Origin of the sequence: Bradyrhizobium sp. Ghvi (genome assembly GCF_900115265.1) — a bacterium.
Taxonomy (GTDB): Bacteria; Pseudomonadota; Alphaproteobacteria; order Rhizobiales; family Xanthobacteraceae; genus Bradyrhizobium.
Genome location: NZ_FOVU01000001.1, coordinates 634,399 through 657,015 on the forward strand (window position 1 = coordinate 634,399; position 22,617 = coordinate 657,015).

Consider the following 22,617-nt stretch of genomic DNA (forward strand, 5'->3'; position numbering starts at 1 on the left):
GGTCAAGCCCGCGCATGACGGGTTAATTAGGGACGACCACTTCCTATATGACAGAAATGCGCCCGCAAGACATCCTGCTGCCAACTGCTGACGGCCTGTGCTGCAAGCCTGGCGGCTTTCACATCGACCCCATCCGCCCGGTCGCGCGGGCCGTGATCACCCACGGCCATTCCGATCATGCCCGCGCGGGCCATGGCGCGGTGCTGGCGACGCAGGAGACGCTCGACATGATGCGGCTGCGCTACGGCGAGAATTTCGCCGGATCGACCCAAGCGATCCGCTACGGCGAGGAGCTCAGGCTCGGCGATGTCAAAGTGAAATTCCACCCGGCGGGCCACGTGCTGGGCTCGGCGCAAATCGCGGTGTCCGCCAAGGACACCTGCATCGTCGCCTCCGGCGACTACAAGGACGCGCCCGACCCGACCTGCGTCCCGTTCGAGCTGGTGCCTTGCGACGTCTTCATCACGGAAGCCACGTTCGGCCTGCCGGTGTTTCGCCATGGCGATGCGGCCGAGGAGGTGCGGAAGCTGCTCGCCTCCGTCGCATTGTTTCCGGAGCGCGCGCATCTCGTCGGCGCCTACTCGCTCGGCAAGGCGCAGCGCGTGATCGCGCTGCTGCGCCAGGCCGGCTATGACGCGCCGATCTATCTGCATGGCGCGATGGAGACGATCACGCATTACTACCAGAGCCGCGGCATCGCGCTCGGCGAACTCAGGCCGGCGATGGGCGTGAAGAAGGCGGCGCTCGCAGGCACCATCACGCTGGCCCCGCCCTCGGCAACGGCAGACCTCTGGACGCGCCGCTTCCCCGATCCCCTCACCGCGTTCGCTTCTGGATGGATGCGCGTGCGCGCCCGTGCGCGGCAGCGCGGCATCGAATTGCCGCTGGTCATCTCCGACCACGCCGATTGGGACGGCCTCACCGCAACGATCGCCGCGACCGGCGCCGGCGAGATCTGGGTCACCCACGGCCAGGAAGATGCGCTGGTGCATTGGTGCAAGACGCAAGGTCTGCACGCGCGGCCGCTCGATCTCGTCGGCTATGGCGAGGAGGAAGGCGAGACACCGATCCAAGCCGAGGCCGAGGCATGAACCGCTTCGCCGAATTGCTGGATCGCCTCGCCTACGAGCCGGGCCGTAACAACAAGCTGCGGCTGCTGTCAGGCTATTTCCGCGAGGTCGGCGATCCCGACCGCGGCTACGCGCTCGCGGCACTCACCGGCGCGCTCAGCTTCAAGCACGCCAAGCCCGCGCTGATCCGCGATCTCATCGCATCGCGCACGGATGAGGTGCTGTTCGGGCTGAGTTACGACTATGTCGGCGATCTCTCGGAGACGGTCGCGCTGATGTGGCCGAAGAGCGCGATGGCGGCGCACAACAACCCGCCGTCCCCGACGCTCACCGAAGTCGTCACCACGCTCCGCACGCTCGGCAAGACGGAGTTGCCAAAGCAGCTGGAACGCTGGCTCGACGAGTTGGATGAGACCGGCCGCTGGGCGCTGCTGAAGCTCGTCACCGGCGCGATGCGGATCGGTATCTCGGCGCGGCTGGCGAAGACCGCGGCAGCCGCGCTCGGCGACAAGGACCCGCATGAGATCGAGCTGATCTGGCCGGGGCTTTCGCCGCCCTATCTCGACCTGTTCGCCTGGCTGGAAGGCCGCAGCCAGAAGCCGGTCAATCGCGATCCCGCGCCGTTCCGCCCGGTGATGCTGGCGCATGCGATCGAGGACAGCGATTTCGCAAGCCTCGATCCGGCCGACTACATCGCCGAATGGAAATGGGACGGCATTCGCGTGCAGGCCGTCGCCGGCCGCGACGACGGCGGCCAGATCACCGCGCGTCTCTATTCCCGCACCGGTGAGGACATCACCGGAAGCTTCCCGGACCTCGTGCCGTCGCTGCGCCTTCCGGGCGCGATCGACGGCGAGCTGTTGATCCTGCGCGAGGGGCGCGTACAGAGCTTCAACGTTCTGCAACAGCGGCTCAACCGCAAGGTCGTCTCGCCAAAACTGATCAAGGAGTTTCCGATTCACCTGCGCGCCTATGATCTGCTCGGCGACGACGAGAACGATCTGCGCGAACTGCCGTTCGCGGAGCGGCGCGAGCATCTCGAGACGTTCATCGCAAAGCTCGACGATCCCCGCATTGATCTGTCACCTATCGTCCCCTTCGCAAGCTGGGACGCTCTCACCGCCGCGCGCGCCGATCCCGCAAGCGCCGGCGCCGGTGAGGACGCCGATGCGGTCGAAGGCGTCATGCTGAAGCGGCGCGATGCACCCTATCTGCCGGGCCGCCCGAAGGGCCAGTGGTGGAAATGGAAGCGCGATCCGCACATCATCGATGCCGTGCTGATGTATGCGCAGCGCGGCCACGGCAAGCGCTCGTCCTATTATTCGGACTACACCTTTGGCGTCTGGTCCGAGACCGAGAACGGCGAGGAGCTGGTGCCGGTCGGCAAGGCCTATTTCGGCTTCACCGACGAGGAGCTGCTGCAGATCGACCGCTTCGTCCGCCGCAACACTACCGAGAAGTTCGGCCCCGTCCGCCACGTCGTGCACGAGGGCGACAAGGGGCTGGTGCTGGAAGTCGCCTTCGAGGGCCTGCAGCGCTCGCCGCGCCACAAATCCGGCGTCGCGATGCGTTTTCCCCGCATCAGCCGCCTCCGCTGGGACAAGCCGCCGCGGGAAGCGGATAGGCTGGAGACGCTGGAAAGGATGCTGAAGGAAGAGGCGGCGGAGATTGAGGCGTGAATTGCCGCCGCGAAGGCAGTGCGCTCCCTCGCCCGCTTGCGGGCCCCGCTTGCGGGAGAGGGTCGGGGAGAGGGCTGTCTCCGCATTGGGATTCCCCCAGAGGCGAGAGCCCTCACCCGGCGCTTCGCGCCGACCTCGCAAGCAGGCGAGGTTTAGCGGCTGCGGTCCGACCTAATTCCATCAAATCTATCTTCCGAAGCTGCCCGAATTAAAACGCGGTAACCCGATTGACGCGCCGTTACGGGTTCCCCATGTCCCCCGCCGTGACCTATAATGGGGATCGAATCCCCGCGAGGAGTTTGAGATGGCCCACGACGTCAGAGATTTGCCGGCTGGCCACAGCGATGGCCTGCACCGCTTTCTCGGCGGCTCGCCGCTGGCGGTCGCGTTTCGCCTGGTGCTGCTCTCGATCCTGGTCGGCGTCGTGCTGGCCGCGATCGGCTTCGATCCCTGGAATATCCTCACCAGCATTCGCCTGCTGTTCCAGCGCCTGTGGGATCTCGGCTTCGATGCCGTGAACTGGCTATGGCGCTACTTCCTGCTTGGCGCGGTCATCGTGATCCCGATCTGGTTCTTGTCGCGCCTGTTCGGCTCACCGCGCGGCCGGTAAGTCTTTTGGACGTGCGCAACCGGCGCAATCACGCCATGCCGGCTGCGATGGTGCGTTCGGCTTGGCGTTCGGATACACGCCCCTGACATGAATGCACCGCTTCCTCAAAGGGTCGGCTCACGCCAGGTGTTCGCCATCGCCGGTCCCGCGATGGTCGCAAACCTGACAACGCCGCTGATCGGCGTGGTCTCGACCACGGCGATCGGCCGGCTCGACGATGCCGCCCTGCTTGGCGGCGTCGCGATGGCCTCCGTGATCTTCGACTGCCTGTTCTGGCTGTTCGGCTTCCTGCGCATGAGCACGCTCGCCTTCACTGCGCAGGCGCTCGGTGCCGGCGAAGCGCGCGAGCAGACCGTGATCCTGGTGCGCGGCTTCATCGTCGCCGGCCTGATCGGCGGCACACTGATTGCGCTGCAGATGCCGCTGGCCGGCGCGCTGTTCGACCTGATGGGCGGCAGCGAGGGCGTCACGCACGCCGCCAAGACCTATTTCATGATCCGGATCTGGTCGTCGCCATTCGCCTTCGCCAACTACGTCATTCTCGGCTGGCTGGTCGGGCAGGCCCGCGCCAATCCGGCGCTCGCGCTCCAGGTCGTCATCAACCTCATCAACATGGCGGCGACGATACTGCTGGTGCTGGTCTACGACACCGGTATCGCAGGCGCGGCGATCGCCGCGCTGCTGTCGGAGAGCGTCGGCTTCGTGCTCGGCGTCATCGTCTGCCGACGCCATGCGGATGGCGGCCTTGCCGTTCCCCGCGCAACGCTGTTCGATCGCGCCAAGCTGATGCGACTGCTGTCGGTGAACTCCGACATCATGATCCGCACCGCCGCGCTGATCACCGTCTTCCTGTTCTTCACCGCCAAGGGCGCGCGCGCCGGTGACGTCACGCTGGCGGCGAACTCCGTGCTCAACAATTTCCTGTTGGTCAGCGCCTTCTTCCTCGATGGCCTCGCCAATGCCGCCCAGCAGCTCTGCGGCCGCACCTTTGGCGCACGCGATCCCAGGGGTTTTGCCGATTCGACCCGGCTGGTGCTGCTGTGGGGCCTCGGCTTCGCGATGGTCGTCGCGGTGCTGTTCGCGCTGTTCGGGCCGAACCTGATCAATTTCATGACCGCGAGTGAGGATGTCCGCCGCGCCGCGCGCGAGTTCCTGCCGTTCATCGTGCTTGCGCCCGTCCCCGGCGTGTTTGCGTTCGGCTTCGACGGCATCTATGTCGGCGCCACCTGGGCGCGCGAGATGCGCAACCTGATGCTGGCCTCGCTCGCGATCTTCCTGGGGGTGTGGTGGGCGCTGCAATCTCTCGGCAATGCCGGGCTTTGGTGTGCGCTGCTGGCGTTCTATGTCGCGCGTGGCGGACTGCAGGGCGCGAGGTATCCGGCGCTGTATCGGGCGACGTTTTCCAAGCCGTAGCTCTCGTGTCCCGGACGCGCGAAGCGCGAGCCGAGACCCAGAATGCGGCGGCATGGGCCCCGGTTCAGCAGCGCATCACGCCGCGAAGACGCGGCGCACTGCGCTGCGCCCGGGGCACGAGACCTACATCCCCGGCCAGTCTTCCGCCGTCAGCGTGGCGGCATCCGCGCCGACGATCTCTGACAAAGAGTCGCGCCCCGTGCGCAGCAGCGTCGAGGTCAGATCGCGCTTGATCTCGTCGACGAGGCCGAGGCCCTTGTAGACCAGCGAGGAATAAAGCTGGATCAGGCTGGCGCCGGCGCGAATCTTCGTCAGCGCGGCGCCGCCGGAATCGACGCCGCCGACGCCGATCAGAGGGAATGCGCCCTCGACGCGCACATAGGTTTCCGCGACCATGCGCGTCGACAGACGGAACAGCGGCCGGCCGGACAGGCCGCCCTGCTCCTTCGCGCGCATCTCCTCGCGCAGCGTGCTCGGCCGCGCGATCGTCGTGTTCGACACGATCATGCCGTCGACCCGGCGCGAGCGCGCGACCTGCACGACATCGTCGAGCTGGGCGAGGCTGAGGTCGGGCGCGATCTTCAGCAGCACCGGCGTGTCGCCGGCCTTCTGCCTGACACGCTCGCGCGCATCGATCACGCGTCCGAGCAAATCGTCGAGCAGCGCGCCTTCCTGCAGGTTGCGCAAACCGGGCGTGTTGGGCGAGGAGACGTTGACGGTGAAATAGCTCGCGACCGGCGCGAAGGTCTCGATCAGCTTGACGTAGTCGGCAACACGGTCAGGCGAATCCTTGTTGGCGCCGACATTGACGCCGACGACGCCGCCGTTCGCCGCGCGCGCGGCAAGCCGCCGCAGCACCGCTTCCGCTCCGTCATTATTGAAGCCCATGCGATTGATGACGGCCTCGTCGCGCTCGAGCCGGAACAGCCGCGGTCGCGGATTGCCGGCTTGCGGCTTCGGCGTCACCGATCCGATCTCGACGAAGCCGAAGCCGAGCCGCAGCAGCGCGTCGGGCACTTCCGCGCTCTTGTCGAAGCCCGCGGCCATACCGATCGGGTTGGGAAAGTTGAGCCCGAAAGCGCGCACCGCGAGCTTGGGATCGTCAGGCCTCGGTTTCACCGGCGGCAGGAAGCGCAGGCCCTGGATCGCGAGCCGGTGCGCATCCTCCGGATCGAGCCAGCGCAGCACCGGCAGCGAGAATGCATCGAAAGCGCGGATCACGGCGCAAGCTCCGGTACGTCATGCCCGCCATCCGAGCGTATATTGAGGTTTATCACCGACAGTACGGCGCCGAGATCGAGCTCGCCATAGAGATGCGGAAACAGCTCGTCATTGCGCGAACGCTCCCAGCGCAGCGCGCCGCCAAGCGCATCGCCGTCGACCTCGACCAGGAACAGCGCGCGCTGGCCGAAATAGTGCTTGCGCAGGGTCTCCGGAACCTGGAGCGCGGTCGAGAAATGGATGAACCCGTCGCGCGCATCATCCGCGCTCCCCCGGTACACGCCCTGCCGTTCCGCCTCGCGCCAGGCCGGGGCCGGACAGATTTTATAGATCTTGACCACCGCTTACCGGAGTCCTGTTTGCTCGTTGAGTCAGCTCTTTGACTCTCTTGGGGTTTTTCGTCTCTCAAGGGTCTTAAAACCCGGCGCGACCGTAAAGGCCGCCCCCTCCGAACTCAAGGGTTAGAGCTGCTTCGTTCGGCTGAAATCGGAATGAGGCTCCAAATTCTTGCTTCGGCGCGCTTTCCTAACCCGAACCGGCAACCACTTTGCTCGAAAACGCCTTAGTGCCCCTTGCGCGAAAAACGGAAAACCGGTTGATTTGAGGATAGTTTTCCTGAGTTGCGACGGGCTGGACCTGCCATGGTCAAACAGGCCAAAGCACGGAGGATGCTGACCCACGACCAGATCTGGGCCGCGCTGGATCGTCTGGCCGCGCGTGCCGGGCTGTCGCCGTCCGGCCTTGCCAAGCGCGCCGGGCTCGACCCCACCACCTTCAACAAGTCCAAACGTGTCACCTCCGACGGTCGCGAGCGCTGGCCCTCGACCGAATCGATCGCCAAGGCGCTGGCAGCGGCGGACTCCTCGATCGACATTTTTGTCAGGCTGATCGACGACGATTCCGGCGACGGCCGCACCGTACCGTTGCTCGGCTTCGCGCTCGCCGGCGCGAGCGGCGCGTTCGACGAGCAAGGCTTGCCGTCCGGCAAAGGCTGGGGTGAGATCGCGCTGCCGACCGCCGAGGACAACGGCACTTTCGCGCTGGCAATGTCAGGCGATGCGCTGTTACCTGCCTACCGCGAGGGTGACGTCATCCTCGTCTCGCACGGTGCGCCGATCCGCAAGGGCGATCGTGTCGTGGTGAAGACTGGGACGGGCGAGGTGATTGCGGCAACGCTGAAACGCCGTACGGCGAAGACGCTCGATGTGCAGCCGTTCGACGCCTCGCAGCCCGAGCGCAGGTTGGCGGCGAGCGAGGTTGCCTGGATTGCGCGGATCGTGTGGGCAAGCCAATAGATCCAGCGAGCGATCGCACCATTGCGACTCACCGCCCCTCTCGCATAGGTTGCGGCCGATATTGCCGACCAGGTTCAGTTAGGGGGAATTACCATGAATCGTCGTCACGCATTGAAGGCCCTTGCAGGTCTCGCGCTTTGTCCGGTGTGCAAGCCGGCCTTCGCCGCCGAGGGCGTGCACTGGAGCTATGAGGGGGCCGGCGCTCCCGCCAAATGGGGCGATCTCGACGCGGCCAACAAGGCCTGCGCGGTCGGCCTGCAGCAATCGCCGATCGATATCGAGGCGACGGTCAAATCGCAACTGCCGGCGCTGAAGCTGAACTGGGGCAAGAGCGCCGACACCATCGTCAACAACGGCCACACCATCCAGCTCAACTTCGCCGAGGGCAGCACGCTCCTTCTCGGCGACGTCAAATACAAGCTGGTGCAGGTGCATTTCCACCGGCCGAGCGAGCATATGATCGGCGGCAAGAATTTTCCGATGGAGGCGCATTTCGTTCACAGCAACGATGCCGGCGGGCTCGCTGTGGTCGGCGTGCTCATGGCGGAAGGCAAGCCGAACGCAGCGTTCGGCAAGATCATCAAGACGATGCCGGCGGCGGAAGGCCCCGCGGTGAAGGCGGATGCGGGCATCGATCCCCACGCCCTGCTGCCGACGAGGCTCAGCTATTTCCGCTATCCCGGCTCGCTGACGACGCCGCCCTGCTCGGAAGTGGTGGAATGGCTGCTGCTGACCGACCCGATCCAGGTCTCGGCCGCAGATGTCGCCGCATTCGCAAAACTCTATCCGATGAATGCGCGCCCGGTGCAGAAGGACAACAGGCGCTACGTGCTCAAGTCGATTTGAGGGGGTGGCGCCACTCCGCAATTTGGCCGTATTACTCGATGTCATCCCCGCGAAGGCGGGGAATCCAGTACGCCGCGGCGTCTCGGCCTAATCACAGCCGTCTCGGAGTACTGGATCGCCCGGTCAAGCCCGGCGATGACGCCGAGGGTATACCTCACGCGCTCCGCGCCAGAGCACCGTCGATCATGTTGACGGCGTTCTGCACGCCATAGACCGCAACGAAGGAGCCGAAGCGCGGGCCCTTTTCCTGGCCGAGCAGCACCTGGTAGAGCATGTTGAACCAGTCGAGCGTGACGCCGGGGCGGCCATCCTTGCCCTTCTTGACCTGGTCGAGGAACGGCTCACGGCGGCCGATCTCGTAGACCACGTTCTGGATGTCTTCGGCCGAGGCATCCGGCGGCAGCTGTGACAGCGCATCGCGCAGGTCCTGCAGCGCGGCGCGCTCGGTCTCGGTCGGCTCGCGGAATTGCTTGGTCGGCGCGACGAAGTCGCGGTAGTAGTTGATGGCGTAGCCGACCATCGCATCGAGCTTCGGATGCGTCTGCGGGCTCACGCCCGGACGATAGCGGCCGATGAAGCCCCACAGCGTCTCGGCATTTTCCGCGTTCGACGACGACACCAGCGTGAGCAGCAGCTGGAACGTCACGGGCATGTCGCCCTGCGGCGGCTTACCGTTGTGGATGTGCCAGACCGGATTGCCGAGCTGCTGCTTGGCGTCCTGCCTGGCGAAGCCGTCGATGAACTGCTGATAGTCGTCGACCTGGCGCGGGATGACATCGAAAAACAGCCGCTTCGCCGCCTTCGGCTCGCGATACATGAACAGCGAGAGCGATTCCGGCGAGGCGTAGCGCAGCCATTCGTCGATGGTGAGGCCGTTGCCCTTCGACTTCGAGATCTTCTGGCCCTTCTCGTCGAGGAAAAGCTCGTAGTTGAAGCCTTCGGGCGGCGTGCCACCGAGTGCCCTCGCGATCGCGCCGGAGAGCTTCACGGAGTCGATCAGGTCCTTGCCGGCCATCTCGTAGTCGACGCCGAGCGCGACCCAGCGCATCGCCCAATCCGCTTTCCACTGGCACTTGACGTTGCCGCCGGTGACCGATGTTTCGACTTCCTGATGAGTGTCCGGGTCGACATAGGTCACCGTGCCGGCCGCAACGTCGCGGCGGACCATCGGCACCTGGAGCACGACGCCTGTGGTCTTGCTGATGGGCAGGAACGGCGAATAGGTCGCGCGACGATCGGGCCCGAGCGTCGGCAGGATGATGTCCATGATCTTGTCGTAGGCGGTGAGCATCTTCAGCAACGTCGCATCGAAACGGCCCGACTTGTAATAGACGGTCGAGCTCGCGAACTCGTAATCGAAGCCGAAATGATCCAGGAACGCACGCAAGCGCGCGTTGTTGGCATCGCCAAACGACGGATGCTCGTTCGAGAACGGGTCCGGTACGGACGTGAGTGGCCGCCCCAAATATTGCGCCAACAGCTCCTTGTTCGGCACATTGTCAGGCACCTTGCGGAAGCCGTCCATGTCGTCGGAGAAGGCGAGCAGGCGGGTCTTGACCTTATCCTCGGTCAGCACGCGGAAGGCATGCCGCACCATCGAGGTGCGCGCGACCTCGCCGAACGTGCCGATATGAGGCAGGCCGGAGGGACCGTAGCCGGTCTCGAACAGCACCTCGTCCTTCGGGCTCTTCTTCAGCCGGGCGACAATGGCCTTCGCCTGCTCGAATGGCCAGGCGTTGGATTGTTCGGCGAGCGCACGAAGATCGCTCGGGCTCATGTTGGAATCGATAACGGACATTCAGAAGGGCCTCCGGGCCGCGGAAAATAGCGATTTCCGGGCAGAATGCAATCTTGCGGGGCAACGCTGCCGCCTCATCGTCATTGCGAGCGAAGCGAAGCAATCCAGAATCTTTCTGCGGAAACAGACTGGATTGCTTCGTCGCTACGCTCCTCGCAATGACGATGAGGCGGCAGCGCAGAAACTAAAACGGGCTCACCGAGAAATACCGCAGCCACAGATCGGTGTAGCGACCTTTCTCCCAGACGCGGAACAGGGCCCAGTTCAGGGCCTGGCGCAGCACGTCGTTGCCCTTGCGCACGGCGATGCCGATGCCCTCGCCGAAGAAGCGGCTCTCGACGAAGGGGCCGCCGGAGAAGGCGCAGCAATCGCCAGAGTCCGTGCCGTTGATCCAGAAGGCGAGCGAGATGGCGTCGCCAAAGATGAAATCGACCTCGCCCTTGCGAAGCGCGGCGCGCAATGCGTCGTCGTTGGGATAGGCGTGCAGCTCGGCGTCGGTGAACATCGCCTTCAGATACGCTTCATGCGCGGAGCCCGCGATGACGCCGACCTTCTTGCCCTCGAGATATTCGGGCCGGATCTCCGGCATCACCGCATCCTTGCGCGAGACGAAGCGCGCCGGCACGCGGTAATAGGGATCGGTGAAGTCGACGCGCGCGCGCAGCTGCGGGCTCACGGCCATGGACGCGATGATGGCATCGCCGCGATTGGAGGTGAGCGCATCGACCAGCGTCTCGAAGCGGCGCATCTGCACCGTGCAGCTGACCTTGATCTCCTCGCACAGGCTGCGGGCGAGATCGACATTGAAGCCGGCCGGATTGCCGTCGGCCCCGGTGTAGTTGAACGGCGGGTAGTCGGTCTCGGTCAGGAAGCGGATCACGGTCAGGCGCGACAGGTCCGGCCGCTCGGGGCGCCGCCGCGGATCCCAGAAGCCGGGCACGGCCTGCGGAGCGGCTTGGGGCGCGACCCTGGGCGTGGCTTCAGGGGCCGCCGGCGGCTGCTTGGCCGGGACCTGTGCGCGGACGCCGGACGGGCCAGCAAGCAGACACGCGGCCAAAGTCAGCCCCGTCAGCAACCTGCGGGCGGATTTGGACGATTTTGGCTGTCGCGATGGAGCCATCGGCAGAAAATGAATGAATTTCATTGGGATCGGAAGGCCTTATAGACCATCCGGCCGGGAACGCGAGCCGAAATGCGGCCAAGGGGGAGGTGCGCCCCCTCCCCCGCTTGCGGAGGAGGGTCGGGGAGAGGGTGTCGCCACAATGAGGCAGTCCCCGAGAGGCGAAAGCCCCCACCCGGCGCTTCGCGCCGACCTCCCCCGCAAGCAAGCGGGAGAGGTTGCACCGAGGACGCCGCGCCATCGTTGCGCTCTTCCTACAGATACTTCTTCAAATCCGCCGCCGCCTCTTCCGGGGTCCGTTTCAGGTTGAACGGCGAGACGAAACGCCCGTCGCGGTCCATCAGGTAGATCAACGCGGTGTGGTCCATGGTGTAGTCGCCGTCCTTGGTCGGGACTTTCTTGGCGTAGACCCGGTAGGAAGTGATCACCTTGGCGGTCTCGGCGGGATCGCCGGACAGGCCCTCGAGATGCGGATCGAAGCTCGAGAGATACTCCTTCATGGTTGCGGGCGTGTCGCGCTCGGGATCGACCGAGATGAAGACGGCGTTGACCTTGTCGGCATCCTTGCCCATCGCACGCAGCACTTCCGACATCTCGAACAACGAGGTCGGGCAAACGTCAGGGCAATGGGTGTAGCCGAAGAAGATCAGGGTCGGCTTGCCCTTGAGGCTCTTCTCGGTGACGGCCTTGCCGTTCTGATCGGTGAGCTGGAACGGGCCGCCGATCGCGGCCGGCTGAGCCACCTTGCTGACCCCGCCCATCGCCCAGAACAGCACGAGCAGACCAACGACGAGACTTGCGGCAAAGGCGGTCGCGATCACCAGCGGACGGGCGGTGGAGCTCATGAGCGAACACTTTCCGGGTCAGAAACAGGCGGCGAAGCCGGTCCTGATCATTTCGAAGAACACCTGGGTGCCGTAATGGAACCACAGCGCCAGCGCGCCGATCACGACCAGACCGCCGGCGCTTGCGCCCACCAACAGCAGCACGGCTGGCGTCCGGCCGGTACTGGGCGAATTGTCCGATACAGGATTTGCGGGATGCATGGGTTGAGCCATGGCAATGATTGGGGCAAAGACCCCGGTTCCAGGCTCCAGATAAGCCTTGACCCGCCTGCGGGCAAGGCGCCGCCAGCGGGCAAGGCGCCGCGGCGGGCCAGGACGATCCAGTCAGACCGAAATGTCAGTGCAGCAGCTGGCCGCGGGCGGATTCGAGCTGGTCCGATTGCGGCAGAGGCCGACGCGACGGCTTGATGGTGGAAGCCTGTGCGTCCAGGTAGCAGGGCTTGTACATCGCCTGGAGCTGCCTGCCCCTGAGGAACAGCATGTGCGGGGTGAGGCCGCCGCGCTCCCTGATCCAGCGCTTCACCTGTGAGGGATACATCGCATAGAGCATCTGGGTCGCTTCGGAATTGGTGACGGCGCGGCCATTGGCGCCGAAATCCCAAGCGGCGTGGAAGCCGAGCGTCGCGCTCGAGGTCACGCAGATCCGGTCGTGCGGAATGGCGCCGAGCACGATGGTGCAGGCAGATGCACAGAGACCATCGATGATGACGGTGTCACCTGATTGGCGCAGATCCTGGTACTTGTCGACGTAGGTTCCGATCCGGCCGCCGCGGTCATCCGCGATCCGAACCACCGCGTGAGAAGCCCCCATGCAGGCGATCAAGCAAACCGCCGCAAGCAACCCCGTCAGAAACTTCATTGTTCCCCCGCCCCAAGTCGTTTTCGAATCTGCGTGTCAGGTGGTGATGCCCGCCTAGCGTCCGTCGACTCTGCGGCTTTGTCTAGGCAGGCCGGCTTACTCAAAACAAATTCAAATCCAGTGTTGCGTCCGCGCTGCACTCGGCCAGTCTCGATCCCAAGTGGAACACGTTAACGATGTCTTACGCGACGAGCCCTTGATCTCAGTTGCGCCGGCTGGCTTCAATCCCGGGCAACTACAGGGGGGAACTCATGGCTGAGCAAGCGGACGTCATCGTCGTCGGCGGAGGACTATCGGGACTGGTGGCGGCGACCGAGATCGCCGATGCCGGCAAGCGCGTCATCGTCGTCGATCAGGAAGGCGAGCAGTCGCTCGGCGGCCAGGCGTTCTGGTCGTTCGGCGGATTGTTCCTGGTCGATTCGCCGGAGCAGCGCCGGCTCGGCATCAAGGACTCCTTCGAGCTCGCGATGCAGGACTGGCTCGGCACCGCCGGCTTCGATCGCGAGGAGGATTTCTGGCCGCGCAAATGGGCCGAGGCCTATGTGGCGTTCGCCGCCGGCGAGAAGCGCGACTGGCTGCGTGCGATGGGCCATCGCATCTTCCCCGTGGTCGGCTGGGCCGAGCGCGGCGGCTATGATGCGATGAGCCACGGCAATTCGGTGCCGCGCTTTCACGTCACCTGGGGCACCGGCCCCGGCATCGTCGAGCCGTTCGAGCGCCGCGCGCGCGAGGCCGCCAAGAGCGGCCGGCTGATCTTCAAGTTCCGCCATCGTGTCGATGCGCTCTCGATCACCAACGGTACCGTGGACGGGGTCAGCGGCGCGATCCTTGCGGCCGATAACGTCGAGCGCGGCAAGAGCTCGTCGCGCAACGTCGTCGGCGAGTTCGCGCTGAAGGCGCAGGCTGTCATCGTCGCCTCCGGCGGCATTGGCGGCAACCACGATCTGGTACGGGCCAACTGGCCCAAGCGCCTCGGTGATCCTCCGAAGTTCATGATCTCCGGCGTGCCCGAGCACGTCGACGGCCGCATGATCGGCATCACCGAGAAGGCGGGCGCGCGGCTGATCAACCGCGATCGCATGTGGCACTATGTCGAAGGTATCCAGAACTGGTCACCGATCTGGCCGCGCCACGGCATCCGCATCCTGCCAGGTCCTTCCTCGATGTGGTTCGACGCCACAGGCACGCGGCTGCCGGCGCCGCTATTCCCCGGCTCGGACACGCTCGGCCAGCTCAAATACATCATGTCGTCAGGCTACGATTATTCCTGGTTCATCCTGACGCAGGCCATCATCAAGAAGGAGTTTGCGCTGTCGGGCTCCGAGCAGAACCCGGACCTTACGGGAAAAAGCTGGCGCATGACCTTGCGCCGCGCCACCAACAAGGGTGCGCCCGCGCCGGTGGAGGCGTTCAAGAGCCATGGTGTCGATTTCATCGTGCGCGACAGGATCGAGGACCTCGTCGCGGCCATGAACAAGCTCGCCGGCAACGATCTGCTCAAGCTCCACGACATCAAGACGCAGATCGAGGCACGCGACCGCGAAATCGCCAATGCCTACGTCAAGGACGCGCAGGTGATGAACATCCACAATGCGCGGCGCTATATCGGCGACAGGCTGATCCGCACGGCCGCGCCGCACCGCATCCTCGATCCCGCGCAGGGGCCGCTGATCGCGGTCAAGCTCAACATCCTCACGCGCAAGACGCTGGGCGGCTTCGAGACTGATCTCGACTCGCGCGTGTTCGGCAACGAGCGGCAGATCATTCCCGGGCTCTATGCGGTCGGCGAAGCCGCGGGCTTCGGCGGCGGCGGCATGCACGGCTACCGCTCGCTGGAGGGCACCTTCCTCGGCGGCTGCCTGTTCTCGGGCCGGAATGCGGGTCGCGCCGCGGCGAAGGCGGTGGGGTAACCGCCCCTGCCGCGGGGCGTCGAAAACGTCTCAGGCGGCGCGGACCGTGCTGAGGAAGTGGTCGACCTCCGCCTTCAGCCTCGCGCTGTCGTTGGACAGCAACTGGGCCGAGGCAAGCACCTGAGTGGAAGCCGAGCCGGTTTCCGAGGCACCGTGCTTCACCTCGGTAATGTTGGCAGCCACCAGGTCCGTGCCTTGCGCCGCCTGCTGGATGTTGCGGGCAATCTCCTGCGTCGCCGCGCCCTGCTCTTCAACGGCGGAGGCGATCGTCGACGAGATCTCCGAGATCCGGACGATCGTTCCACTGATCGCCTTGATCGCAGTCACCGAGTCCCGGGTGGCGGACTGAATGCCGGCGATCTGATGACCGATCTCTCCGGTCGCCTTCGCCGTCTGTTCTGCGAGCGCCTTGACCTCGGAGGCGACCACGGCAAAGCCGCGGCCGGCTTCGCCCGCGCGCGCCGCCTCGATCGTCGCGTTGAGCGCCAACAGGTTGGTCTGGCCCGCGATCGTGTTGATCAGCTCGACCACGTCGCCGATGCGAGCGGCGGCTACCGACAGCTCGTTGACCTGATCGTTGGTCTGCTGCGCCTGCTCGACGGCGGCACCGGCAATTTTGGCTGCATCCTGAACCTGACGGCTGATCTCGTTGACTGACGAGCTCATCTCCTCCGTAGCGGAAGCCACGGATTGAACATTGGTCGAGGCTTCCTCGGATGCGGCGGAGACCACGCTGGACAATTCCTGGGTGGTCTCGGCGGTCTTGCTCAGGGTTCTGGCTGCGGCCTCGAGCTCGGTCGAGGAAGATGAGAGTGTCCGTACGATCTCGCCCACGGTCTCCTCGAACTGACCCGCGAGCCTGTGCATGTCGGCCTTGCGCTGGGCGGCCGCGCGGGCCTCCGTCTGCGCCTGATCGGCGCGCAGATGATCGGCTTCGATCATGTTGTCCTTGAACACCTGGACCGCATTGGCCATCTCGCCGACCTCGTCGGTGCGGCCGACGCCGGGGATCGCGGTCGACGTGTCGCCGCCGGCGAGCTTGCCCATGGCGCTGGTCATTCCCCGGATCGGGGCGACGATCGAGCGGGACGTGAGCAATGCGATGGTCGCGCCGAGGCCGACTCCGGCAGCCAGCAGCATCCACAGCACCATCTTCAGCAGCGAGATGCTCTCCTGCACGCCGTGGGTCTCTTCGACCAGCATCCTCTTCTGATTGGACTTGATGCCTCCCGAGCGCGTGCCGTCGACTCCCTTGGGTCCGTCGAGCAGGTCGAGAATTCTTGCCGCGCGCGGCGCGGCTTCGGTCAGCAGCAGGTAAACCGGCGCATTCCAGTCCTGGGCCTCCCGGAGCGCGAAGATCCTTTCATAGAGGGGTGCGAACTCGCGCTTCGCCTTAGCAATGTTGTCGAATGACGCCTGTTGCGAGGCAGTGAGCAGGTCCTTTCGCGCATTGACTCCGGCATAGCCTTTCTCGAAGCTCTCCCACGGCCTCCCGAATTTCTCCTTGTCGGCCTTCTCGCCCGAGAGCAGGTACATCCTGAGCAGGGCCGTGGCAGCGGCGAAATTGCCTCGCGTGTCGGCCATCGCCTTGAGCAATTTCTTCCGCTCCGGTGTGGCTTCCTGTGCTTCCTCCTGATCGATCATCTTCGTGATCTCGGAGAAGATCACGTCAGCGCGCGGGCCGGCCTCGCTGATCATGAGCTTGGTCGCGGGATAGGCATCGGGGGTGAAAGCGATCGCTTCGGCCTTCTCCTGCGCCGCGCGAAACTCGGCGAGCAGCGCCTTGGCTTGCTCCCATCTTTGCCTGTTCTCGGGATCGGTGAACTGCGCCGCCTGCTCGTCGAACGCGGCTACGGTTCGATCCATCTCCTTCCACATGGCCATGCGATCGAGCTTGCCTTGCGGGTTCCCGCTCAGCAGATAGCCGCGCAGAGTCGCGAGCGTGGAGTAGAGATTGCCGATCAGCTCGGTGCTCGCCAGCGCGACCGGCGTGCGCAGCTTCGTCATGCGATCGACCGTCGTTGCAATACGCTCGACCTCGAGCATGGTGTATCCGACGGAAAGTGCGATGATGGCGCAGACTGCAGCAAATCCGGCGACCAACCGGCCGCCAATGCGAAATCTGAAATAAGACATTTGCAAATACTCCGAAGCATAAGACGTCGCATGAAATTTGCCCCACGGACGTTGCCGCGGACCGATACGACCGTTTGACATGACCAGATCTGGCGATACCCCTGCAGCGCCCGCTACCCGGCTACTACCGTCAGTTTCACGTCTTCACGATTCTGACTTTGGCGTGTAGGCCGAGTGTGGCCAAAATTGCTTATTGCGGCATTAAGAAAAATTTGCGCGTGAGCTCTCTCAACACGCAAAAATTGAGCACTATTTCTGCCGCCGGAGTCGAATGGCTGCGTGACGACCGTGATGACTATCTCGGCCGCACACCAGGTTTTCCAGCGCCGAAGATGAGCTCTATGCCCGCAGACGAGAGCGCGTCGCAAAGACTCGTCAATGTATCGTCCGGCAGTCGCAAGAAGCCGTTCTGCTCTTCAAGCCGGCGAATCACGGCGGCAGAAAGCCCGGTTCGTGCGGCGAGCTGTTTCACCGACCAGTTCAGCATGCCGCGGGCCGCGCGCAATTGCGCGCCGGTCAATCTTGGCAGCGCGGCGTGTTGAATCGAGGGTCGTTGCTGGTGCACGTCGGTGGAGATTCCCAACCACTCGCGAATGTTGCCATCCGCATCCGTGACCGGCAAAGCCTTGCAATGATACCACCGATAAGTGCCATCGGGCTGGCGCAGTTGATGCTCCACGTCATAGGGCTGCCCCGTTTCGGCAGCTGCCGCCCAGATCCGCAAGGCAGCTTCGCGTTCCTCCTCCGGAAGCAGATCGACCCAGCTCTTGCCGAAGAACCAGTGCGCGTCCGGCCTGTTCTCCGCGTTCAGCAGCGCGGTGATGCGGCCGTCCTGAGCACCGATCCACAGCAATCCGTCTGCGACCCGCGTCAGCGCCGCGTAGCGACCCGCATTCGTCTTGAGCGGCTGCAGCGATCTGCGTTCTTCGGTGATGTCGATGGCGATCCCGAGCACGCATTCCGGCTCGCCGGCGGAGTTCAGAAACGTCTCGGACTGGATACGTATCCAGCGCAGCGCGCGATTCGGTCGAATGATGCGAAACTCGCCATCAAGCAACGATCGGTCAAAGACCAATTCGCGCGGAACGTGCGGCGGCCGGCGATCCTCCGGATGGATTCGTCTCTCGATCTCGGCATAGGTGGGCGCGACGGCATCGGGATCGAGGCCCAGCAGGCTATAGAAGCCGCGTGACCACTGCATCCGGCCTTCGGCATCGCAACGCCAGACCCCGGTCCCAAATTTCTCTTCAAAAAAACGAAGTATATCCGAAGGGTCGAGGTATTTTTCCAGGTGGCGCAATTCAGCCCCCGTCGCGAAATTAGTCTCAACTCCCAATTGCAGCCTATCTCAGTTCCATACGTTGACGCAGCTCAATTCTCGATTGCTGCAACATATTTGTGCACTTCGGAAGGTCCTTACATGCGGTTGAAAGTCGCGCCAAAGTCTTGAACTTGGTTACGCGCATCGAAGCGGTTAAATGCCACCGATGATGCTGCGATCATCGCCAAAATGACAAGAGCCGTCCTGCACGCTGTCCCGTTCTGGCTGGCAGCGAGCTGCTGCTTCCCTCCCGCACGGGCCGCTACGATCGACGTTCATGGCGTGATGAACGGCGACATCGACCGCGCCGAGACGACCTGGACATTCTTCCAGCGCTTTCCGTGAAGGCGCATGCATTGTCGGCAACGCATGCGTGGCCGGCAATGCCTGCATGCCCGGGGTGGCTCGGCACGAGGTGCTGCGCTAGACAAGGCCGCCATTCCCTTAAGGAGATCCCCGTAAATGAGCATTCAGCGTTTTGAAACCGGCCCGCGTATGAGCCAGGTCGTCGTGCACGGCAACACCGTCTATCTCGCCGGTGTTGTCGCCAGCAACGCCGCCGGTGAAAGCGTGACGAAGCAGACCCAGGACATTCTGAAGACCATCGACGGCCATCTCGCCAAGGCCGGCACCGACAAGTCGAAGCTGCTGTCGGCCACGATTTACATCACCGACATGAAGACGTTCCAGGAAATGAACGCGGTGTGGGATGGCTGGGTCTCGCCCGGCAATACCCCGGCCCGCGCCACCGTCGAAGCCAAGCTTGCGGCTCCGCAGTACACGGTCGAGATCATGGTGACCGCGGCGAAGTAATTCTCGCAGTCATTCTGGATGCGGCCGGAGCGCGATGAGACCATCATCGCGCTCCATCTTTTTTGGCCCCATGATCTCCGAGGTAATCGATCCTCGCCCGCGAACCTTCGATAGTTGCAACAGCCGACTACGGCGCCATCGAAGGAGAGCACCATGACCGACCACGTCAGCATCGCCCGCCGCTATATCGATCTCTGGAACGAGCGCGCGCAAAATCGCCGCCGCGAATTACTGAGTGAAAACTGGACCGCGGATGCGAGCTATGTCGATCCGCTGATGAAGGGCGACGGCCTTGATGGCATCGATGCGCTGATATCAGGCGTGCAGCAGCGATTTCCGGACTTCAAGTTCAGCCTGATCGGCGAGCCCAACGGCTACGGCGACCATGTGCGCTTCTCGTGGGGCCTCGGCCCTGACGGTATCGACAGCCCGATCAAGGGAACGGATTTCGCCGTGCTGAAGGACGGGCGAATCCGGAGCATCACGGGATTTCTGGATCAGCTGCCCACGGGCGCGTGAGGCCGCCAGATGCCACTTTCTTCCTTCTCCCCTTGTGGGAGAAGGTGGCGCGAAGCGGCGGATGAGGGGTTGCCTCTGCGAACTCGCATGCGAGCGGCGACTCGCGGAAAGATACCCCTCACCCGTCTCGCCGCTTCGCGGCGATCCACCCTCTCCCGCAAGGGGCCCACAAGGGGAGAGGGGAAGAGCGCGCATCGACTGCAATCAGGCCAACCGATACGCAGCCTTCGCGTTCACGCCAAACGCCTTCTCGCGCACGTGCGCACCGAGCTTCGCCAGGCACGCTTCCAGCGCGCTCTTGATCTCGCCGTAGCTGCCCGCCAGCAAGCACACCGGCCAGTCGGAGCCGAAGATCAGGCGATCCTCGCCGAAGCAATTCGCGACGTGCTGCACGTAGGGAAAGAGGCGCTCCGCGTCCCAATCATCCCACCTCGCTTCGGTCGCGAGCCCTGAGACCTTGCACCAGACATTGCTGCAAGCCGCAAGCGCCTTGATGTGATCGGACCAATCGGTGCTGCCGCCATCGGCGATCGGCGGTTTTGCTGCGTGATCGAGCACGAAGCGGGCGTTCGGAAAGGCTTTTGCGCTTGCAATCGCAGCGGGCAGCTCGCGGGAGCGGACGAGGAAGTCGTAGGTGAGATCGCGGGTGAACAGTGCTGCGAGTCCACGCTGAACATCGGCGCGCAACAGCCAGTCGGAATCGGCCTCATCGTGAACCTGGTGACGGATACCCACCAGCTTTGCGCCGCCCGGCAGTGCGCGCAGGCGGTCGAGCGTGTCACCAAGCGCAGCATCGGTCAGGTCGGCCCAGCCGACCACACCGATGACGGAGGGCGTGGCTTGCGCTATCCGCAAGAACTCCTCGGTCTCCGCGACCGAGGAGCGGCACTGCACCACGACGCTGGCGTCGATGCCGTTCGCCTTCAGCAATGGCGCGAGATCGGCGGGGCCGAAGGGGCGGCGGATCGGCGCGAGCTCGGGAGCGTTCATCCAGGGATAATCTGCGCGCGCGGGATCCCAGAAATGCTGGTGGGCGTCGATGATCATGGCTCACGCTCCGCCCGGCAGCGGCGCCCGCGCGTCGACGAGGCCACGCGCGCGCAGCTCCTGCCAGAAGGCTTGCGGCACCGCGCGCTCCGACATCGCGATGTTGTCGGCGACCTCGGCGGCGTTGCGCGCGCCCATCACGGCAACCGTCACGGCCGGATGAGCCATGCAGAACTGGAGCGCGGCGGCCTTCAGCTCGGTGCCGTGCTTGCGACAGAGCTCGTCGAGTGCGAGCGCGCGCGCGACCAGCGCGGCGTCGGCGTCCTCATAATTGAACTTCGCGCCCATGTGCGGGTTGGCGAGGATGCCGCTGTTGTAGATGCCGCCGAGCAGAATGCCGATGTTCTTGGCGACGCAGACCGGGAACAGCGCATCCAGCGCCCCCTGGTCGAGCAGGGTGTAACGGCCCGCCAGCAGGAAGCAGTCCACCGGCACGGTTTCGGCGAAACGCGTGAGCATCTCGGACTGGTTCATGCCGGAACCGATCGCCTTGACGGTGCCATCGTCGCGCAGCCTCACCAGCGCGCGGAAGGCGCCGCTGACGGCTTCGTCATAATGATCGTCGGGATCATGCACGAGCAGAACATCGACGCGGTCGAGCCCGAGGCGACCGAGGCTTTCCTCGACCGAGCGCATCACCCCGTCATAGCTGAAATCGAATTGCGGCCGCAGCGCAGGCGCGCCCTTGTAATGATCGTCCTCGACCGTCGCGCCGCCAGGCGCGCGCAGCAACCGGCCGACCTTGGTCGAGATCGCGAACGAGTCGCGCTTCTGCTGCCGCAGGAAGTTGCCGAGACGACGCTCGGCCAGGCCGAAACCATAGAGCGGCGCGGTGTCGTAGAAGCGAACCCCGAGCGACCAGGCGCGCTCGATCGTTGCCTCCGCGTCCGCATCGCTGACCACCGAGAACAATCCACCGAGCGGGGCCGAACCAAGCCCGATCGAAGTAACATCGAGACCGTCTGCAAGCCGGGTACGCTTCATTGCAGTTTCCTTCCCAAAACAGCACTCCCTCCCCCGCGGGGCGGGAGAGGGAGTGTAGCGCAGGAACGTCGGGGCTGGGAGACGTTCCTGCTCGACGTCTCTACTTCAAGAGTTGAGCGACGTTATCCTTCGTCACCAGATCGAGGCCGGTGTAGATCACTTCCGGAACCTTCTGGCCCTTCTTGATCGCGAGCAACGTGTCCATCGACTTCTCGCCCATTTCGAACGGCCGCTGGCCGGTGAGCGCGTTGGAGTAGCCGTCGCGCAGCAACTCGAGCTGCATCTTCAGCGTATCGGCGACGACGAGCGTCAGCTTGCCGCTATCGATGTCCTTCTTGTTCTTGTTGACGAAGGCCTTGAAGCCCTCCGGCGCGAACATCGGCCATCCGCCGACCGGAACGATCGCGGCGAGATCCGGCGTCGCGGTGCGAAGGTCCGTCATCTGCTGAACCGCAAGCGCGGAATCGTCGTTGCAGAAGGTCGGCGAACCCTGGACCTCGACCCACTTGGAGCCCTTGAGCGCTTCGCGAACGCCATCGACGCGTTCGGCGAGGTTCTTCGCACCCGGGCCACCGGAGACCATGGCGTATTTGCCGCCATCGGGCCGGAGCTGCAGGAGCTGCTTGCCGAGTGCGAGCCCGAAGTCCTTGTTGTTGGTGCCGATATAGGCGATGCGTTTGGAGCCCGGTGCGTCCGCGTCAAACGTGATGACGGGGATGCCGGCCGCGGTCGCAGCCTCGATCGACTTGGTCATGGACGCGACGTCGGCAACCGAGATCGCGAGCCCATCCACCTTCTGGGTGATGAAGTCCTGGATGATCTGCGCCTGCGTCGCCGGCTCGTGCTCGATCGGTCCCTTGTAGATGCACTCGACATTGCCGAGTTCCTTGGCCCGCTTCATGCAGCCGTCACGTGCCACGTCGAAGAACGGATTGTTCATCGCCTTGGGAACGACAGCGAACTTGTAGGTCTGGGCGAACGCCGGAGTCGCCATCATCGCGATGGTCACGCCGGCCAGAAGAAGCTTCTTCATTACATTCCCTCCACACTTTGATGCCTATCCATTTGTGATCTGATGCTCCGGCAGGCGGATAGACGATCTTTCGTTGTCCTTCCGGAGTAACCCCCTGA

22 protein-coding genes are annotated in these 22,617 nt (G+C 64.3%); 10 read left to right on the forward strand and 12 right to left on the reverse strand.

Translation table 11 applies throughout. The annotated features are described in order from the left end of the window. Nucleotides 1-56 precede the first annotated feature (56 nt). The 4 genes from BM374_RS03005 to BM374_RS03020 all read left to right on the forward strand — a co-directional run bounded on the left by BM374_RS03005 (nucleotide 57) and on the right by BM374_RS03020 (nucleotide 4,772). Nucleotides 57-1,091 carry a ligase-associated DNA damage response exonuclease gene (locus BM374_RS03005; protein ID WP_092289063.1) on the forward strand — a complete coding sequence of 345 codons (1,035 nt, stop codon included), beginning with the start codon at nucleotides 57-59 and terminating at the stop codon, nucleotides 1,089-1,091. Further along, a complete protein-coding gene (locus BM374_RS03010) occupies nucleotides 1,088-2,749 on the forward strand; it encodes an ATP-dependent DNA ligase (protein WP_092289064.1) in 1,662 nt (553 codons plus the stop codon). Before BM374_RS03005 ends, BM374_RS03010 begins: the two co-directional genes overlap by 4 nt. A 304-nt stretch (nucleotides 2,750-3,053) precedes the next feature. Continuing rightward, nucleotides 3,054-3,359 (forward strand): DUF6460 domain-containing protein, encoded by a 306-nt coding sequence (locus BM374_RS03015; protein WP_092289065.1) that lies wholly within the window; start codon nucleotides 3,054-3,056, stop codon nucleotides 3,357-3,359. A gap of 87 nt (nucleotides 3,360-3,446) precedes the next feature. Further along, entirely contained in the window at nucleotides 3,447-4,772 is a 1,326-nt protein-coding gene (locus BM374_RS03020) for an MATE family efflux transporter (RefSeq protein WP_092289066.1), read from the forward strand. A 123-nt stretch (nucleotides 4,773-4,895) separates the two neighbouring features. On the opposite strand, the gene BM374_RS03025 is transcribed toward BM374_RS03020, so the two are convergent. Both BM374_RS03025 and BM374_RS03030 read right to left on the reverse strand, forming a co-directional pair. Then, nucleotides 4,896-5,993 carry a quinone-dependent dihydroorotate dehydrogenase gene (locus BM374_RS03025; RefSeq protein ID WP_092289067.1) on the reverse strand — a complete coding sequence of 366 codons (1,098 nt, stop codon included), beginning with the start codon at nucleotides 5,991-5,993 and terminating at the stop codon, nucleotides 4,896-4,898. Further along, nucleotides 5,990-6,334, reverse strand: coding sequence for a DUF952 domain-containing protein (locus BM374_RS03030; RefSeq protein WP_092289068.1), 345 nt, complete (start codon nucleotides 6,332-6,334; stop codon nucleotides 5,990-5,992). The genes BM374_RS03025 and BM374_RS03030 overlap by 4 nt, the downstream gene beginning before the upstream one ends. A 300-nt stretch (nucleotides 6,335-6,634) precedes the next feature. Between BM374_RS03030 and BM374_RS03035 the strand changes: the two genes are divergently transcribed. Both BM374_RS03035 and BM374_RS03040 read left to right on the forward strand, forming a co-directional pair. Next, entirely contained in the window at nucleotides 6,635-7,288 is a 654-nt protein-coding gene (locus tag BM374_RS03035) for a S24 family peptidase (RefSeq protein WP_092289069.1), read from the forward strand. A 93-nt stretch (nucleotides 7,289-7,381) separates the two neighbouring features. Continuing rightward, a complete protein-coding gene (locus BM374_RS03040) occupies nucleotides 7,382-8,134 on the forward strand; it encodes a carbonic anhydrase (RefSeq protein ID WP_092289070.1) in 753 nt (250 codons plus the stop codon). Nucleotides 8,135-8,288: 154 nt separating this feature from the next. On the opposite strand, the gene BM374_RS03045 is transcribed toward BM374_RS03040, so the two are convergent. The 5 genes from BM374_RS03045 to BM374_RS03070 form a co-directional block, all read right to left on the reverse strand. Further along, the gene (locus BM374_RS03045) at nucleotides 8,289-9,932 is read right to left on the reverse strand and encodes a lysine--tRNA ligase (RefSeq protein WP_092289071.1); all 1,644 of its coding nucleotides are present in this window, start codon (nucleotides 9,930-9,932) and stop codon (nucleotides 8,289-8,291) included. A gap of 184 nt (nucleotides 9,933-10,116) precedes the next feature. After that, nucleotides 10,117-11,052, reverse strand: coding sequence for an ABC transporter substrate-binding protein (locus BM374_RS03050; protein ID WP_092289072.1), 936 nt, complete (start codon nucleotides 11,050-11,052; stop codon nucleotides 10,117-10,119). A 254-nt stretch (nucleotides 11,053-11,306) separates the two neighbouring features. Further along, complete coding sequence (locus BM374_RS03060) at nucleotides 11,307-11,897, reverse strand: SCO family protein (RefSeq protein WP_092289074.1); 591 nt, start codon at nucleotides 11,895-11,897, stop codon at nucleotides 11,307-11,309. Nucleotides 11,898-11,915: 18 nt separating this feature from the next. Further along, nucleotides 11,916-12,041, reverse strand: coding sequence for a hypothetical protein (locus BM374_RS40250; protein ID WP_502689409.1), 126 nt, complete (start codon nucleotides 12,039-12,041; stop codon nucleotides 11,916-11,918). A 193-nt stretch (nucleotides 12,042-12,234) separates the two neighbouring features. Next, nucleotides 12,235-12,756, reverse strand: a complete 522-nt coding sequence (locus BM374_RS03070) for a hypothetical protein (protein WP_092289076.1) — start codon at nucleotides 12,754-12,756, stop codon at nucleotides 12,235-12,237. Between the two features lie 251 nt (nucleotides 12,757-13,007). On the opposite strand from BM374_RS03070, the gene BM374_RS03075 reads away from it, so the two are divergent. Further along, nucleotides 13,008-14,666 carry an FAD-binding dehydrogenase gene (locus BM374_RS03075; protein WP_092289077.1) on the forward strand — a complete coding sequence of 553 codons (1,659 nt, stop codon included), beginning with the start codon at nucleotides 13,008-13,010 and terminating at the stop codon, nucleotides 14,664-14,666. A 30-nt stretch (nucleotides 14,667-14,696) separates the two neighbouring features. On the opposite strand, the gene BM374_RS03080 is transcribed toward BM374_RS03075, so the two are convergent. Together BM374_RS03080 and BM374_RS03085 are read right to left on the reverse strand one after the other, a co-directional pair. Then, nucleotides 14,697-16,802 (reverse strand): HAMP domain-containing methyl-accepting chemotaxis protein, encoded by a 2,106-nt coding sequence (locus BM374_RS03080; RefSeq protein ID WP_092289078.1) that lies wholly within the window; start codon nucleotides 16,800-16,802, stop codon nucleotides 14,697-14,699. A 295-nt stretch (nucleotides 16,803-17,097) separates the two neighbouring features. Then, complete coding sequence (locus BM374_RS03085; RefSeq protein WP_092289079.1) at nucleotides 17,098-18,102, reverse strand: PAS domain-containing protein; 1,005 nt, start codon at nucleotides 18,100-18,102, stop codon at nucleotides 17,098-17,100. A gap of 210 nt (nucleotides 18,103-18,312) precedes the next feature. Between BM374_RS03085 and BM374_RS38405 the strand changes: the two genes are divergently transcribed. The 3 genes from BM374_RS38405 (at nucleotide 18,313) to BM374_RS03095 (ending at nucleotide 19,455) form a co-directional block, all read left to right on the forward strand. Further along, entirely contained in the window at nucleotides 18,313-18,468 is a 156-nt protein-coding gene (locus BM374_RS38405) for a hypothetical protein (protein ID WP_177248058.1), read from the forward strand. Nucleotides 18,469-18,585: 117 nt separating this feature from the next. Continuing rightward, complete coding sequence (locus BM374_RS03090; protein ID WP_092289080.1) at nucleotides 18,586-18,936, forward strand: RidA family protein; 351 nt, start codon at nucleotides 18,586-18,588, stop codon at nucleotides 18,934-18,936. Nucleotides 18,937-19,089: 153 nt separating this feature from the next. Continuing rightward, the gene (locus BM374_RS03095) at nucleotides 19,090-19,455 is read left to right on the forward strand and encodes a nuclear transport factor 2 family protein (RefSeq protein ID WP_092289081.1); all 366 of its coding nucleotides are present in this window, start codon (nucleotides 19,090-19,092) and stop codon (nucleotides 19,453-19,455) included. Between the two features lie 204 nt (nucleotides 19,456-19,659). Here BM374_RS03095 and BM374_RS03100 read toward each other — a convergent pair whose 3' ends face one another. The 3 genes from BM374_RS03100 to BM374_RS03110 form a co-directional block, all read right to left on the reverse strand. Beyond that, a complete protein-coding gene (locus BM374_RS03100; RefSeq protein ID WP_092289082.1) occupies nucleotides 19,660-20,502 on the reverse strand; it encodes an amidohydrolase family protein in 843 nt (280 codons plus the stop codon). Between the two features lie 3 nt (nucleotides 20,503-20,505). Further along, nucleotides 20,506-21,486: an aldo/keto reductase gene (locus tag BM374_RS03105; RefSeq protein WP_092289083.1), complete on the reverse strand. Its 981-nt coding sequence runs from the start codon at nucleotides 21,484-21,486 to the stop codon at nucleotides 20,506-20,508. A gap of 100 nt (nucleotides 21,487-21,586) precedes the next feature. Further along, nucleotides 21,587-22,519 (reverse strand): sugar-binding protein, encoded by a 933-nt coding sequence (locus BM374_RS03110; protein WP_092289084.1) that lies wholly within the window; start codon nucleotides 22,517-22,519, stop codon nucleotides 21,587-21,589. Nucleotides 22,520-22,617 lie beyond the last annotated feature (98 nt).